Raw genomic sequence first — 13,760 nt, forward strand, 5'->3', positions numbered from 1 at the left:
GAGTTGACCCCAGCACCCACCCCAGCACCCGCGGCGGCACCGGCCGCACCGCTGCTCGGCGCGGGGGTCATCGTGCCCACCGGGGACGGCCGGGTGCTGGTCGGCCGCCGCATCACGGCCGGCGAGCCGCCCACCTGGAGCCTGCCCGGCGGCAAGGTCGACCTCGGCGAGTCCTTCGAGCAGACGGCTGCCCGCGAACTCGCCGAGGAGACCGGGATCGTGCTGCCCGCCGAGCGGATGCGGGTGCTCGCCGTCCACCTCGACCACGAGCTCGGCCGGCCCCGGCTGACCGCCGCCGTGCTGGCCCCGCCGAGCCTGGCGGAGGCGCTGGTCACCGAGCCGCACGCCTGCGCCGGCTGGGAGCGCTTCCCGGTGGACGCGCTGCCGGAGCCAATGTTCCACCCGTCCGCGCTGGTGCTCGGCAGCTGGCTGCCGGAGCTGGACGTGACGCGGGCGGCCGGGACGCACACCTACCCCGTCGCCCGCTGAGGACGGACGACGGGGCGGATATGGGGCGGATACGGGACGGAGACGGGGCGGACGACCTGGCTGACGACGGGACGGACGCCCGGATCAGGCCGCTCAGCCGTTGCGGGCCGCCTCCGGCCCGGTGATCCGCCGCAGCAGCGGCAGGGTGGAAGCGATGATCCCGAGCGAGGCGGCCAGCCCGAAGCCGACCAGCCCGTAGTACGTCAGGTCCGGCGAGGCCAGGTCGTACCCCAGCTGCGCCTTGAGGAACATCGCCGCCGCGGCGAAGCCCGTCCCGATCGCGAGCGCCGACACCACCAGCAGCGGCAGCGCGCTCTCCAGCCCGACCACCCACTGGAGCAACCGCAGCGGCGCCCCGGTCAGCCGCAGCATCGCGAACGGCCGGCGGCGGTCGGAGAGCCCGGCGACCACGCTCACCGCGAGGCTGCACCCGGCGATCGGCAGGGTGGTCAGCAGCACGATGTCCGCCAGCTGCCGCCAGCCCTGGAGCTTCTTCTGCGCGGCGGAGGACCAGTCCTCGGCCAACCGGGCCTCGTAGTGCGGGAACTCCTTCGTGAAGAGGGTCCGCAGCTGCTCCTTGGCCGTCGTGGCGCCGTCGGTGGTCGCGTAGACCATCCGCACCGGGAGCCCGGCCACCTCGGCCGCGGACACCGGCGCGGCCGGCCACTCCTGGTCGGAGGCGTCCACCAGGGAGACCAGGTTGATCGGGTCGACCGCCGCGACCTCGGCGCCGGGGGCGCAGTGGCCGATCACGGGGGTCTCGGCGAGTTCCGCGCAGGTCACCAGACCGGGCACCAGCCCCGGTTTGCCGAGTTCCGCCATGCCGATCCGGGCCGGGTTGTCGCGCACCAGGGAGATCCCCCGGAACCCGGGGACGGCCCGGGCCCGCGCCAGCACGCCGTCGGGCACCGACGGCAGCACCTCCTCGTGCGGCCGGTTTCCGAACGAGGTGTCCACGACCGCCTTGCGCACCTCGGGGGCGCCGTTCAGCATGCCCCTGTTCTCGTTGATGGCGCCCATGATGGCCAGGGTGCCGGTGGTCACGAACAGCGCCAGCACCAGGCCCGCGACCGAGCGGAAACCCGCCCTCGGGTCGTCCGCCAGCCGGCGCATCGCGATCAGCGAGGCCGGCCGGCTGGTCCGCCGGGCCACCGCCCGGGCGCTCGCCATGGTGAGCCACGGACCGCCGACCACCAGGCCGAGCATCACCAGCACGAAGCCGGTCAGGTACACCAGGGCCTGCGCGTCGACGGACCCCGGGCGCCGGCCGATGACGTAGCCGAGTTCGGCGAGCCCGGCCACCAGCGGCGCCAGCCGCCAGGCGCTCGGCGGCTTCGGGGTGACCCGGCGGGCGACCCCGAGCGGCGAGACGGTGACCCGGCGCAGCGCGAACCGGGCGGCGAGCGCGGCCGCCACCGGCACGCCCAGCACCACCCCGGCCACCTGCGGCAGGTGCAGGCCCAGGTCGGCGGCGAAGAAGCGGTCGCCGGTGAACGGCACGTCGGCCACGACCGGCTTCAGTGCGACGTACAGGCCGAAGCCGACGGCGGTGCCGACCGCCGCGGCCAGGGTGGACTCCACCGCCGAGATCACCGACACCTGGCCGGGTGTCGCGCCCACCAGGCGCATCGCGGCGTAGCGCTGTTCCCGGGTGGCGGCGGACAGCCGGGTCGCGGTGCCGATGAAGACCAGCACCGGGAAGATCAGCGCGGCGGCCACCACGGTGAGCACCAGCACCATCCGGTCCCCGTGCACGCCCGCGCCGTAGCAGTCGTACGCGCAGTCCGCGGGCAGCGCGGTGGCGACGCTGGTGACGGCGACGGCCCTCGGCAGCGCCCTGACCTCGTCCGTGGTGCGGCCGACGACCACCGCCAGGGTGTCCGGGGAGGGCAGCCCGGCGTCGGCGAGGGTGCCGACGTACCGTCCGGGGAAGCGGTCGCCGAGTTCGGCGGCCGGCGCCTCGCCCAGCAGCTTCGCGAGCGCGGGCGAGGCGTAGTACTCGCCGGGCGCGGGCAGCTGGCTCAGGCCGGGCGGCAGGGGGGAGGTGGGCCCGGTCGGGGCGAGGTCGGCCCGGAAGACGGTCTTCCCCCGGTAGTAGTCCATCCGGGCGCCCCACCAGAGCGGGTCCACCGGGGCCGTGGCGGTCGCGTCCCGGACGCCGGTGTTCATCCAGAGCTGCCGCCCGTTGGACCGGTCCAGGGCGTTCAGGGTGGCGAAGGTGGACAGCAGCAGCCCGACCCCGACCGCGACGGCGGCCGCGATCATCAGCAGCCGGGCCACCGCCTCCCGGCCGCCGCTGACGGCCAGCCGGAGCGAGAAGGAGATCACGAGGCCACGGCTCCGGCGGAGAGGGCGCGGGCCCTGCCGTCGCGGACGACCGCCTCGCGGTCGGCGTAGGCGGCGACCCGGGGCTCGTGGGTGACCAGTACGACGGTGGTCCCCTGTTCCTTGGCCGAGGTGACCATCAGCTCCATCACCTGTTCACCGGTCAGCGAGTCCAGCGCGCCGGTCGGCTCGTCGGCGAACAGCACCTTCGGACGGGCCACCAGGCCGCGGGCCAGCGCGACCCGCTGCGCCTGACCGCCCGACAGCTCGCCGGAGCGGCGCTTCTCCAGGCCGTCCAGGCCGAGCCGGGCGAACCAGGGCCGGGCCTCGGCCAGTGCGGCGGCGCGGCGCACGCCGTTCAGCAGCAGCGGCAGGGCGATGTTCTCCTCCGCCGTCAGCTCCGGCACCAGCTGGCCGAACTGGAAGACGAAGCCGAACTTGTCGCGGCGCAGGGCGCTGCGCCTGGCCTCCGGCAGGGTGTCCAGGCGCTGCCCCTCGAACAGCACCTCCCCGGCGTCGGGCACCAGGATGCCGGCCAGGCAGTGCAGTAACGTCGACTTGCCCGAGCCGCTGGGGCCCATGACGGCGAGCACCTCGCCGGCCTGGACGGACAGGCTCGCTCCGCGCAGGGCGGGGGTCTCGCCGAAGGCGAGGGCGACGTCGCGGGCCTCGATGATCGCGGTCACGCGTTCACCTCCGCGGCGAGCGCGTCCAGCCGGGCGGCGGTCAGGTCGATCCAGCGCAGGTCGGCCTCCAGGTGGAACAGGCCGTGGTCGGCCAGCAGGCCGTCCACCAGGGCGCCGGTGCGGCGCAGTGCGGTGAGTTCGCGCATCCGGCGCAGGTGGGCGGCGCGCTGGGTGTCCAGGTACTGCTCGGCGTCGCGGCCCAGCATCAGGGCCAGCACCACCTTGGTGAACAGCACCGACTGGAGGTTGGGCTCGGGCGCGACCGGCTCCTGGAGCCAGGTCTCGAACTCGGTCGCGCCGGTCTCGGTGATGACGTAGCGCTTGCGCTCGGGCCCGTCACCGGGCTCCGCCTCGCCGGCCACCACCTTGCCGTCGCGGGCCAGTCGGCCGAGGGTCGCGTAGACCTGGCCGTACGGGAGGGGCTTGCCGCGGCCGAAGAGGGCGTCGTAGTCGCGCTTGAGGTCGTAGCCGTGACTCGGCTCCCGCTCCAGCAGCCCCAGGATGGTCAGAGGAACACTCATGGGGGAAACATACACCCGACGTATACTCCGAGTGTATATCTGGGAAGAATACGGTCCCGAACCGGGATGTCGTCAGTTTCCGGCGCTGTCACGGAAGAAGCGGGATCGGGAGAGCGGGTGCGAGGCAGGCAGGGGGTGGCCCCCACGACCACCCCCTGCCCCGCACCTCGGCCCGGCACCCCCACGGTCGAACCGGACCACGGCCGCGCCCAGGCACGGGGGCGCCGCCGGTTCCCAGCCTGCCGGAGCGGAGCACGGCTGCCGAGGGCCGAACGTCCCGGCTCCGGGTCCGAGCGGCCCTGGCGGTGCTACGACCGCGCACGACTCTTGTGCGCGGGGGGCCGCCGGGTGGACATTGGGGGCGGAACCGCAGTGTGTCCCCCCGCCCCTGAGGAGTCCTCACCGTGTCCAGCACCCCCCGTCCGGCCAGGCCCGCGTCGCTCCCGCGCCGCACCGGCCGTCAGCTGCGGCGGACCTTCGGCGCCCGGCACGAACCGCTCGCCCGTCCCGTCGACCGCTCCCGGGCCCGGGCCTGGCTGTCCGCCGTGCTCGGCGCGGTGCTCGCCGTCGCGCTGTCCGCGGGCGGCGCCCTGCTGCTCTACCGCTCCACCGCGCCCCGGGCCGACGCCGACCGCGGACGGCTGACCCAGGTCGACGCCGTGGTCCGCGACGCTCCGGAGCGCCTGGCCGTCACCGGCAGCCGCTTCTCCGGCGGCTACAGCAGCCGGGTCGACGTCGACGCCACCTGGACCGCCCCCGACGGCACCGCGCACCTCGGCACCGTCCAGGCCCCCCGGTCCGCCGTCACCGGCAGCCACATCCCGCTCTGGGTCGACCGGGCCGGCGAGGTCTCCGCTCCCCCGGCCGACCTAACGGCGCTCGCCGTCTCCGCCGCCTGTACCGGCGCCGGCGCCCTCCTCACCCTGCTGGCCCTCCTCGCCCTGGGCCTGCGGCTGCGCCTCCACACGCTCGACCGCCGCACCGAAACCGCCTGGACCGAGGACTGGGCCCGGCTCGAACCCCTCTGGAGCGGGCGCGCCGGCCACCGTCAGGAGGACTGACCCGGGGCCGACGCCCGGTCAGAGCGGCCGACGCCCGGTCAGAGCGGCCGGGTCCAGGCCGGGGCCGGGGTGGTCCTGGCCGCCTGGCGGGTGAGGACGGCGACGGCGACGAGCAGGGCGAGGGCCAGGGCGAGGGCCACCGGGACGCTCGCGTGGAGGACCAGGAGAGCGCCGACGAGGGCACCGGCGAACATCCAGACGGCGGAGGCCAGGCGGCGGGAGCCGGTGCGGTCGGCGGCGAGGGCGGTGATCGTCATGGTGAGCACGGTGGTGGTGAGGTCGGGGACCTTCAGCGCGCGGACCACCGCGTTCTGGCCGCCCATGGCGAAGCCCAGCAGCCCGATCAGGGTGTAGCGGGCCGGGTCGGAGGTGTGGCCGAACGCCGCCGCCAGGGCGGTGGCGGCGGCGACCAGCACCGACTGGGCGGCGACGGCGGCGGCCAGCAGACGCCCGCGGTGGCCCGGCAGCCGGCGGGCGAGGTGGCCGCCGACCAGGGCGCCGAGCAGGAAGGCGGCGAGGGCGGCCAGCGAGGCGGTGGCGGAGAGGTTGGCCGCCCCGGCGAGCGCGAAGCCGAGGAACACCACGTTGCCGGTCATGTTGGCGACGAAGACGTGGCCGAGTTCGAGGTAGCTGACCGCGTCCACCACTCCGGTGACGACGGTCAGCACCAGCAGCATCGGCACCAGCGGCCCGTGCTTCGGATCGGGGGTCGGCATCGCTCCTCCAGGACGGTTCGGTGACGGGTCTTCCGCTCTACTCCCTCAGGCGAGGGCCGGAGTGCCCGGGTCCTCCGGTTCGTCCTCCAGGTGCCAGTGCAGGTCCCGCACGCCCGGCTCCAACGACAGCCGGGTGACGACCTGTTCGAGCGCGGGGGCGACCTGTCCGGTGATCGCGACGGTGGCCCGCAGGCTGGTGGCGTCGCCCTCGTCGGTGCGGCGGGCGCGCAGGCCGGTCGGGGCCAGTCCGGAGGCGGCGAGCGCCTGGAGCAGCAGGGCCCGGATGTGGGTCTCGGCCTTGCGGTCGCACACCAGGTGCACGGTGGCGCGAATGGTGGAGTCCGGGTCGCTGCCGGACTGCGGGGCCCGGTCGAGCAGTCGCCCGGCCGGGCGCAGCACCAGGTGGACGACGAGTACGGCGATCGTGCCGAGGACGGCGAACTCCAGCTTGCCGGAGGCGGCCAGCACTCCGACGGCGGCCGAACACCACAGCGTGGCGGCGGTGTTGAGGCCGCGCACGCCGGCGCCGTCGCGCAGGATGACGCCGCCGCCGAGGAAGCCGATGCCAGAGACGACGTACGAGGCGACCCGGGTGGGGCTGCCGGTGTCGACGACGGCCTCGCTGTACAGGACGAACAGGGTGGCGCCGGCGGCGACCAGGGCGTTGGTGCGCAGGCCGGCCATCCGGGCCCGCCACTGGCGCTCGATGCCGATCAGCGCGCCGCAGGCGACGCCGGTGGCGAGCCGGACCAGGAAGTCGACGGTGCTCAGGGTGTGCACGACGGCACCTCCTTCACGGGAGGAGGGGAACGGGCGGTGACGCGCGGCCGACGGTCCGGACGAGCTCGATGATGACCAGCGCCGTCGCGGCCACCGGGTAGGCGCGCAGGACGGTGCCCGGTTCGCGTACCGCGCCGGGCTCCGGCCGGATCCTAGCCACCGTTTGTGAACCGATCTGTCCGGGAGCGAACCGGTGCGGCCGAGGGGGAACCGATGTGGCCAATGGCACGTCCTCCGGTATATACAGTTCACCGACATATGCAGTCGAGAAGCTCACGAGGGGGAAGTGTGTCCCACACCGATCCGGCCCGGCCCGCGCCCGTCCTGCGGCTGGCCGACGTCACCCGGGTGCACGGACGGGGCGCCGCCGAGGTGCACGCCCTGCGCGGCATCGACCTGGCCGTCCATCCGGGCGAGTTCGTCGCCGTCATGGGCCCGTCCGGCTCCGGGAAGTCCACCCTGCTGACCCTGGCCGGCGGACTGGACCAGCCCAGCGACGGCGAGGTCCTGGTGGAGGGGGTCGCGCTCGGCGGCCTCGGCCGCGGCAAGCTCGCCGACCTGCGGCGACACTCGATCGGGTACGTCTTCCAGGACTACAACCTGATCCCCGCGCTCACCGCCGCCGAGAACATCGCCCTGCCCCGCGAACTCGACGGCGTCCCGGGGCGCCGGGCCCGCCGGGAGGCGCTGGCCGCGCTGGAGGAGCTGGGCATCGGCGAACTCGCCGACCGCTTCCCCGACGACATGTCCGGCGGCCAGCAGCAGCGCGTGGCGATCGCCCGCGCCCTGATCGGCGAGCGCCGGCTGGTGCTCGCCGACGAGCCGACCGGCGCCCTCGACTCGGCCACCGGCGAGGCGGTGCTCGCCGTACTGCGCGCCCGCTGCGACGCCGGGGCGGCCGCGATGATGGTCACCCATGAGGCGTCACACGCGAGTTGGGCCGACCGGGTGGTCCACCTGCGGGACGGCGCGGTCTCCTCGGAGACCCCGGGCCACCGCTCCTCCGCCCGCCACGCGGCGGTGCACGCGGTCGGCGAGGTGGCGCGTTGAGGCTCGGAGCCTGGCGGGTCGCCCTGCGCATCGCCCGCCGTGACGCGCTGCGCGCCAAGGGCCGCAGCGCGCTGATCGTCGCCATGATCGCGCTGCCCGTGCTCGGCGTCACCGGCGCCGACGTGGTCCACCGCAGCGGGCAGCTGAGCCCGGCCGAGCGGGTGGAGCGGGTGGTGGGCGGCGCCGACGCGCTGGTCGCCTCGCTCGACCCGGGCCGACCGGTCGAACAGGCCCCGATCGCCGAGGACGGCGCCTTCTCCGTCCCGCCCCGCCCGGACCAGCCGCCGACGGAGGAACAGCTCAGGGCCGCGAGCACCGACCCGGTCACCCTGATCGGTTCGCTGCTGCCGCCCGGCAGCGCGCTCACCCCGGCCCGGCCGGGCCCGGAGGCCGGCGCGACCTCGCCCGAGGGCCTGGTCCGCGCCCTCACCACCGAGGCCGACCTCGGCGACCCGATCTGGCGCGGCCGGCTGGACCTGGTCGAGGGCCGCGCCCCGAGCGCCCCGCACGAAGTGGCCGCCACCCGGGCCTTCCTGGACCGCTCCGGGCTCGGCCTCGGCGCCACCACCACCCTCCAGGGCCTGGAGCGCACCCCGTACACCGTCACCGGCGTGGTGGAGCACCCGGGCGAGCTGGGACGGGTCGAACTCGTCGCCCGGCCCGGCGAGTTGATCGACCCGCTGAGCACCGCGCTGGCCGCCGCCGGGCCCGCCGCGGAAAAGCCCCCGGCGACCCGCTCCGGCTGGCTGGTCCGGCTGCCGTCCGGGGCCATCCTCGACTGGGCGGCGGTGCAGCGGTTCAACGCCCACGGCTACACCCTGACCGCGCGCTCGGTGGCGCTCGACCCGCCGCCGGAGCGGGCCGTCCCCTACTACCGCGACTCGTTCCGCTCCAGCGACCCGACACCCGAGCGCAACACCAGGATCGTCGTCGCCACCGTCAGCGGCCTGGCGCTGCTGGAGGTCGCCCTGCTCGCCGGGCCCGCCTTCGCGGTCGGCGCGAGCCGCTCGCGCCGCCAGCTCGCCCTGCTCGGCGCGGCCGGCGGCAGCCGTGCCCACGTCGGCGCGGTGGTGCTCGGCGGCGGGGCGGTCCTGGGCGCCGTCGGCGCCGTGCTCGGCGTGGCCCTCGGCACCGCGGCGGTGACCGTGCTGCGGCCGGTGATCGAGCAGGTCGGCGGCGCGCGCTTCGGACACTTCGCGGTGCGCCCGCTCGACCTGGTCGCAATCGCCGGGATCGGCCTGTTCACCGCGCTGCTCGCGGCCGCGCTGCCCGCCGTCCAGGCCGCCCGGCGCAGCGTCACCGCCGGGCTCACCGGCCGGGACACCGTCCGCGGGCCCAGCCGCTGGATCACCGTCGCCGGTGTGGCGCTGGCCGCCCTCGGCGCCGGGCTCGCGATGTACGGCGCGAGCGCCGTCCCGCGCGACCAGCCCGGCGCGGGTGGCTACGACACCCGGATGCTGACCGTGCTCGGCGGTTCGGTGACCGCCGAACTCGGCCTGCTGCTGTGCACCCCGATGCTGGTCGCGCTGATCGGCCGGGCCGCCGGCCGGCTGCCGCTCGGGCCCCGGCTCGCGCTGCGCGACTCCGCGCGGCACCGTTCGCGCACCGCCCCGGCGGTGGCCGCGGTGATGGCCGCGGTGGCCGGCGCCGTCGCCATCGGCGTCTACCACACCAGCACCGAAGCCGCGAACCGGCGCGACTACGAACCGGAGGCCCCGTACGGCGCCGTCCAGCTGATCAGCCACCAGGACGGGCCGCGGCTCGCCGAGGAGCGGGCCGAGCTGGAGAAGCAGCTGGCCGGGCTCGGCCCGCGCGGCGACCTCAACGAGGTGGACTACCGTTTCTGCGACAACTGCTCCAGCACCGTCGAGCTCAAGCACCCGGTGGTGCGGCACGGTCTGATCGCCCCGCCGCACCTGGCCGCCGGTGACGTGAACGTGCTGCACAACATGTTCGAGATCCACGACCCGGCCGCCGAGCAGGCGTTGGCCGCCGGCAAGCTGCTGGTCTTCGACCGGAGCGCGGTGGGCGCCGACGGCAGGGCCGTGCTGGTGCTGCGCGGCGGCGGCCCGGTGCGGCCGGGCGAGGTACCCAAGCCCGACCTGCGGGAAGTGCCGGTCGACGTGGTGCTGGTGGACGACCCGGCCGCCGCCAAGCTGGCCCAGGGCCTGGTGCTGCCCGCCGCGCTGCCCGGCTTCGGGCTCGACCTCGCCGCCCGGTCGACCGGCTCGGTCTGGCTGCCCGCCACCCCGCCCGACCGCAAGGCGCAGCAGCGCGCCGAGGCGGCGGCCGTCCAGCTGGACCGCTTCGCCCGGCTGCGGGTGGAGCGCGGGTACGAGCCGAAGAGCGACGCGCTCACCCTGGCCCTCACCGGCTTCGCCGGGCTGGTCGTGCTCGGCGCGGCCGGGATCGCCACCGGGCTGGCGGCCGCCGACTCCCGGCAGGACCAGGCCACCCTGGCCGCGGTCGGCGCCCCGCCGCGGATCCGGCGGACCATGGCGGGCCTCCAGTGCGCGCTGATCGCGCTGCTGGGCGCGCTGCTCGGGGCGGTCAACGGCTTCGTGCCGGCGGTGGGGCTGCTGAAGTCCCGGGGTGGCGGGTTCGGCGCCGGGCCGACGCTGATCACCGCGCCCTGGGTCGAGCTGCTGCTGATCGTGCTGGTGCTGCCGGTGGCCGCGGGGCTGGTCGCGGCGGCCTCCACCCGCTCCCGCGTCCCGCTCGGGCGGCGGCTGTCCTGAACCGGAGCCCCGGGCCGGCCGAGCCGGAGCCCCCGGGTCGTCGGTGTCGGAGCCCCCGGGTCGTCGGGTCGTCGGTGTCGGACACGGCTTCGACACGGACTGAGCACACCACCCGGCCACCACCCGGAACCCGCCGGGCGCCCGCCCCCCTTCACCCGGGGCGGGCGCCCGGCGCTCGCCGTACCATGGGGCCGCGTTCCGGCGGGCTACGGCTACGGCTGCGGGCGCCGGGCGCCGATGGTCGGTGGCCGGCTCGGCGAGGGAGACTGAGGGCGGTGCTACGGGGCTTCGGCGATCTGGAGGCCGAGATCATGGACCGGCTCTGGTCCTGGCACCGGCCCGCCACGGTGCGCGAGGTGGTGGACGACCTCCAGCAGGGGCGGGCGGTCGCGTACACCACCGTCACCACGGTCGCGGACATCCTGCACACCAAGGGCTGGCTGCGCCGCGACAAGGTCGGCCGCGCCTGGCGGTACGAACCGACCTGCACCCGGGAGGAGTACACCGCCGGGCTGATGCACCAGGCGCTGGAGACCAGCCCCGACCGGGCGGGCGCGCTGCTCCACTTCGTCGACCGGATCAGCGGGGCCGAGGCCTCGGCCCTGCTCGCCGCCCTCGAACGCGTGAGGTCCCGGGCGGCGGGGTGACACCCGTGGGGTTCGCCGTACCCCGGAGCCCACCCCGCGGGCCCGTCGGCATGGGGGGACCGACGGGCCCTGGGTGGGGGTCCATGAGATTTGCCGGTACCTTGACCCGCGCGCCTGAACCTCCGCGCGCGGGCCGGTGACGGCTACCGGTGCCGCAGGTACGCGGCCGCGCTCGCACGCAGGCGCTCGTGCAGCCCGTCGTAGGCGCGGGCCCGGCCGAGCAGGTTCTTCGGCAGCTTGGCGACCATCGTGTAGTTGGTGTCGCAGACGTTCGCCGCCGGGGCCAGCCCGGCCTGGCTGACCAGCTGGTAGGCGTCGAGCTGGTCCAGGCCGAGCAGTTCGCCGGTCCAGCCGACCAGGTCGTGCTGGCTGATCCGGAACGCGTCCTCCAGCGGGCGGGCGGAGCCGGTGCTGATCAGGAAGTCGTCGTTCTCCAGCCGGGGCCAGGCCGGGCCGCCGCCCTTGACCAGGTCGACGATCACGGTGGTGCGCATCGCCGCCTCGACCGCCGTGCCGCACACCTCGCCCTCGCCCTGGCGGGCGTGGCCGTCGCCGATCGCCAGCAGGCCGCCCTCGACGTTGACCCCGAAGTAGGCGGTGGTGCCGGCCCGCATCTCGGGGGTGTCCAGGTTGCCGCCGTGCGCGCCGGGGGTGATCGAGGCCAGCACCTCGCCCGCCGCCGGGGCGACGCCGACCGTGCCGTGCATCGGGTCGAGCGGCAGGTCCACCGTGAACTCGCTGTTGCGGGCCTGGAATCGACACAGTCCGGCCTTGACGTCCAGGTCGTAGACCCAGACCCGCTCCTCCAGCGCCGGGTGCAGCATCGCGGTGTTGTGGGTCGCGGTCAGCGCGCCGAAGTGCGGGAAGGTGCTGGAGATTCCGTGGTCCCGGGCCGGGGTGATCTCCACGAAGTGCACGGCCAGGACGTCCCCGGGCTCGGCGCCCGCCACCGCGATCGGGCCGGTGACCGGGTTGAGGTAGGGGAAGACGCACACCTGGCTGGGCAGGTCGCCGGTGCCGCGCACCTTGCCGCCGAAGCAGTCCTCGGTGGTCAGTTCGATGACGGAGCCGGGCTGGACGGTGACCAGCGGGGCGCGGCCGCCGAAGGTGTAGGAGTAGTCCTCCGGGGTCGGGGACAGCGTGACGATCTCGGGCAGGCTCACTGCTTCTCCTTGGCGCTGGTGGTGCCGTTCGTGGCGGCGGTGTTCACGGTAGTGGCGTCGGCACCGGCGCCGGCGGCGGCCTCGGCCTCGGCCTCGACGGCGGACTCGGCCTCGGTGACGGCCAGTCGGGGCTTGCGGCCGGTGGCCATCAGCCCGGCGAGCACGATCCCGCCGATCAGCAGCCAGACGAAGCCGAGCCGCTGGGCCGCGATGTTCGCGTTGATCACCACGTACGCGAGGATCGCGAAGCCGATGGCCGGCGCGATCAGGTGCCGCCAGTAGTCCTTGCTGCGCTTGCGGACCAGGTAGTGGACGACCACCGCGACGTGCAGCACCAGGAAAGTGGTCAGCGCACCGAAGTTGACCAGGGTGCTCAGCAGCGTGATGCCGTCCTCGCGCGAGGCCATGTAGAGGCCGAGCACCAGCGAGATCCCGGCGGTCAGCAGGGTCGCGTTGACCGGCACCCTGCGGGTGGGGTGGATCTTCGCGAGGAAGGAGGGCAGCTGGCGGTCGCGGGCCATCGCGAACAGCAGCCGGGAGGTGGCCGCCTGGGCGACCAGGGAGTTGGCGAAGCCCCAGGCCACGGCGGTGGAGGCGGCGGTGAGCGTGGCGAGCCAGCCGCCGGCGGCGGTGCGGGCCGCGTCGTAGAAGGCGGTGCCGTTCGGATCGCCGTCCCGGATCAGCGCGTCGGGGTCGGCGACCAGCAGCGAGGCGACCCAGGTCTGCACGATGAACAGGGTGCCCGCGAGCAGCAGCGCGGCGACCATCGAGCGGCCGATGGCCTTGGCGGAGTCGCGGTTCTCCTCCGAGAGGGTGGAGATGCCGTCGAAGCCGAGGAAGCTGAGCACCGCGATCGAGACCGCGCCGAAGGCCAGGCTCCAGGAGAAGGTGTGCGAGTTGTACAGCGGCGTGAAGTCGAAGCCGCGGCCCTTGCCGTTGGCCAGGGCGATGACGCCGATCACCACGAACACGGCCAGCACGACCAGTTCGCCGATCAGCATCGCCTTGTTGACCTTGTTGGTGGTCTCGATGCCGAGGTAGTTGACCACGGTGTTGAGCAGCACGAAGCCGATCAGCCAGAGCCAGACCGGGATCGACGGCACCAGCGAGTTCATCGCGACACCGGCGATCAGGTACAGCAGCCCGGGCACCAGCACGTAGTCGAGCAGGATCATCCAGCCGGACAGGAAGCCGACCGGCGCGGCGATGCCGCGGCCCGCGTAGGTGTAGACCGAGCCGGCCATCGGGAAGGCCCGGGACATCTGGGCGTACGACAGCGCGGTGAACATCATCGCCACCATGCCGAGCACGTAGGCCAGGGCGACCATGCCGCCGGCGCCCTGGAAGACGCCGCCGAAGATGCCGAACGGTGCGATCGGCACCATGAACACCAGCCCGTAGACGAGCAGGTCGGTGAAGCCGAGCGAGCGGCGCAGTTCTTGCTGGTAGCCGTAGCTCTCGATGCCCTGGGGAGCGGGTGTGTCGGCCATGGTGCTCTCTCTCCGTGACGACCCTGGGGGTGGTGGGGGAGACTGTAGAGGCAACTATTTCCAGATGGAAGGGTTTTGTTCCGCCATTTCACCT

Annotated in this window: 13 protein-coding genes; 5 read left to right on the forward strand and 8 right to left on the reverse strand. The window is 74.7% G+C overall.

Annotation, left to right across the window (positions count from 1 at the left end; genetic code table 11):
- The first annotated feature begins 3 nt into the window (after window positions 1-3).
- Complete coding sequence (locus tag ACFRAR_RS02265; protein WP_380693764.1) at window positions 4-489, forward strand: NUDIX hydrolase; 486 nt, start codon at window positions 4-6, stop codon at window positions 487-489.
- A gap of 93 nt (window positions 490-582) precedes the next feature.
- On the opposite strand, the gene ACFRAR_RS02270 is transcribed toward ACFRAR_RS02265, so the two are convergent.
- Genes ACFRAR_RS02270 through ACFRAR_RS02280 form a run of 3 tightly spaced genes read right to left on the reverse strand, consistent with a single transcriptional unit; the run spans window position 583 to window position 4,021 of the window.
- Window positions 583-2,817 carry an FtsX-like permease family protein gene (locus tag ACFRAR_RS02270; protein WP_380693766.1) on the reverse strand — a complete coding sequence of 745 codons (2,235 nt, stop codon included), beginning with the start codon at window positions 2,815-2,817 and terminating at the stop codon, window positions 583-585.
- On the reverse strand, window positions 2,814-3,500 hold the full coding sequence (locus ACFRAR_RS02275) for an ABC transporter ATP-binding protein (protein ID WP_380693768.1): 687 nt from the start codon (window positions 3,498-3,500) through the stop codon (window positions 2,814-2,816). Before ACFRAR_RS02275 ends, ACFRAR_RS02270 begins: the two co-directional genes overlap by 4 nt.
- Window positions 3,497-4,021, reverse strand: a complete 525-nt coding sequence (locus ACFRAR_RS02280; RefSeq protein WP_380693770.1) for a PadR family transcriptional regulator — start codon at window positions 4,019-4,021, stop codon at window positions 3,497-3,499. Before ACFRAR_RS02280 ends, ACFRAR_RS02275 begins: the two co-directional genes overlap by 4 nt.
- Before the next feature lie 404 nt (window positions 4,022-4,425).
- On the opposite strand from ACFRAR_RS02280, the gene ACFRAR_RS02285 reads away from it, so the two are divergent.
- Complete coding sequence (locus ACFRAR_RS02285) at window positions 4,426-5,082, forward strand: hypothetical protein (protein WP_380693772.1); 657 nt, start codon at window positions 4,426-4,428, stop codon at window positions 5,080-5,082.
- A gap of 38 nt (window positions 5,083-5,120) precedes the next feature.
- Here the strand turns inward: ACFRAR_RS02285 and ACFRAR_RS02290 are convergent, their stop codons facing one another.
- From ACFRAR_RS02290 to ACFRAR_RS02300, 3 genes are read right to left on the reverse strand one after another with little or no spacing between them, the layout of a single operon-like run.
- The gene (locus ACFRAR_RS02290; protein ID WP_380693774.1) at window positions 5,121-5,798 is read right to left on the reverse strand and encodes a YoaK family protein; all 678 of its coding nucleotides are present in this window, start codon (window positions 5,796-5,798) and stop codon (window positions 5,121-5,123) included.
- Window positions 5,799-5,843: 45 nt separating this feature from the next.
- Window positions 5,844-6,578, reverse strand: coding sequence for an MgtC/SapB family protein (locus ACFRAR_RS02295; protein WP_380693776.1), 735 nt, complete (start codon window positions 6,576-6,578; stop codon window positions 5,844-5,846).
- A gap of 13 nt (window positions 6,579-6,591) precedes the next feature.
- Window positions 6,592-6,738, reverse strand: coding sequence for a hypothetical protein (locus ACFRAR_RS02300; RefSeq protein ID WP_380693778.1), 147 nt, complete (start codon window positions 6,736-6,738; stop codon window positions 6,592-6,594).
- Between the two features lie 98 nt (window positions 6,739-6,836).
- On the opposite strand from ACFRAR_RS02300, the gene ACFRAR_RS02305 reads away from it, so the two are divergent.
- From ACFRAR_RS02305 to ACFRAR_RS02315, 3 genes are all read left to right on the forward strand, one after another.
- Complete coding sequence (locus tag ACFRAR_RS02305) at window positions 6,837-7,628, forward strand: ABC transporter ATP-binding protein (protein WP_380693780.1); 792 nt, start codon at window positions 6,837-6,839, stop codon at window positions 7,626-7,628.
- Complete coding sequence (locus ACFRAR_RS02310) at window positions 7,625-10,366, forward strand: FtsX-like permease family protein (protein WP_380693782.1); 2,742 nt, start codon at window positions 7,625-7,627, stop codon at window positions 10,364-10,366. Before ACFRAR_RS02305 ends, ACFRAR_RS02310 begins: the two co-directional genes overlap by 4 nt.
- Window positions 10,367-10,677: 311 nt before the next feature.
- The gene (locus ACFRAR_RS02315) at window positions 10,678-11,013 is read left to right on the forward strand and encodes a BlaI/MecI/CopY family transcriptional regulator (protein WP_380693894.1); all 336 of its coding nucleotides are present in this window, start codon (window positions 10,678-10,680) and stop codon (window positions 11,011-11,013) included.
- A 143-nt stretch (window positions 11,014-11,156) separates the two neighbouring features.
- Here ACFRAR_RS02315 and ACFRAR_RS02320 read toward each other — a convergent pair whose 3' ends face one another.
- The gene (locus ACFRAR_RS02320) at window positions 11,157-12,176 is read right to left on the reverse strand and encodes an acetamidase/formamidase family protein (protein ID WP_380693784.1); all 1,020 of its coding nucleotides are present in this window, start codon (window positions 12,174-12,176) and stop codon (window positions 11,157-11,159) included.
- Complete coding sequence (locus ACFRAR_RS02325) at window positions 12,173-13,666, reverse strand: APC family permease (protein ID WP_380693786.1); 1,494 nt, start codon at window positions 13,664-13,666, stop codon at window positions 12,173-12,175. The genes ACFRAR_RS02320 and ACFRAR_RS02325 overlap by 4 nt, the downstream gene beginning before the upstream one ends.
- Window positions 13,667-13,760: the final 94 nt, after the last annotated feature.

The sequence above is a fragment of the Kitasatospora sp. NPDC056651 genome (genome assembly GCF_042792155.1).
GTDB lineage: Bacteria > Actinomycetota > Actinomycetes > Streptomycetales > Streptomycetaceae > Kitasatospora.

What these genes read in the sequence shown, in the direction of transcription:
- ACFRAR_RS02280 (WP_380693770.1), bottom strand. Translation starts at nt 4,021, where the DNA reads ATGAGTGTTCCTCTGACCATCCTGGGGCTGCTGGAGCGGGAGCCGAGT.
- ACFRAR_RS02290 (WP_380693774.1), bottom strand. Translation starts at nt 5,798, where the DNA reads ATGCCGACCCCCGATCCGAAGCACGGGCCGCTGGTGCCGATGCTGCTG.
- ACFRAR_RS02305 (WP_380693780.1), top strand. Translation starts at nt 6,837, where the DNA reads ATGCAGTCGAGAAGCTCACGAGGGGGAAGTGTGTCCCACACCGATCCG.
- ACFRAR_RS02315 (WP_380693894.1), top strand. Translation starts at nt 10,678, where the DNA reads ATGGACCGGCTCTGGTCCTGGCACCGGCCCGCCACGGTGCGCGAGGTG.
- ACFRAR_RS02325 (WP_380693786.1), bottom strand. Translation starts at nt 13,666, where the DNA reads ATGGCCGACACACCCGCTCCCCAGGGCATCGAGAGCTACGGCTACCAG.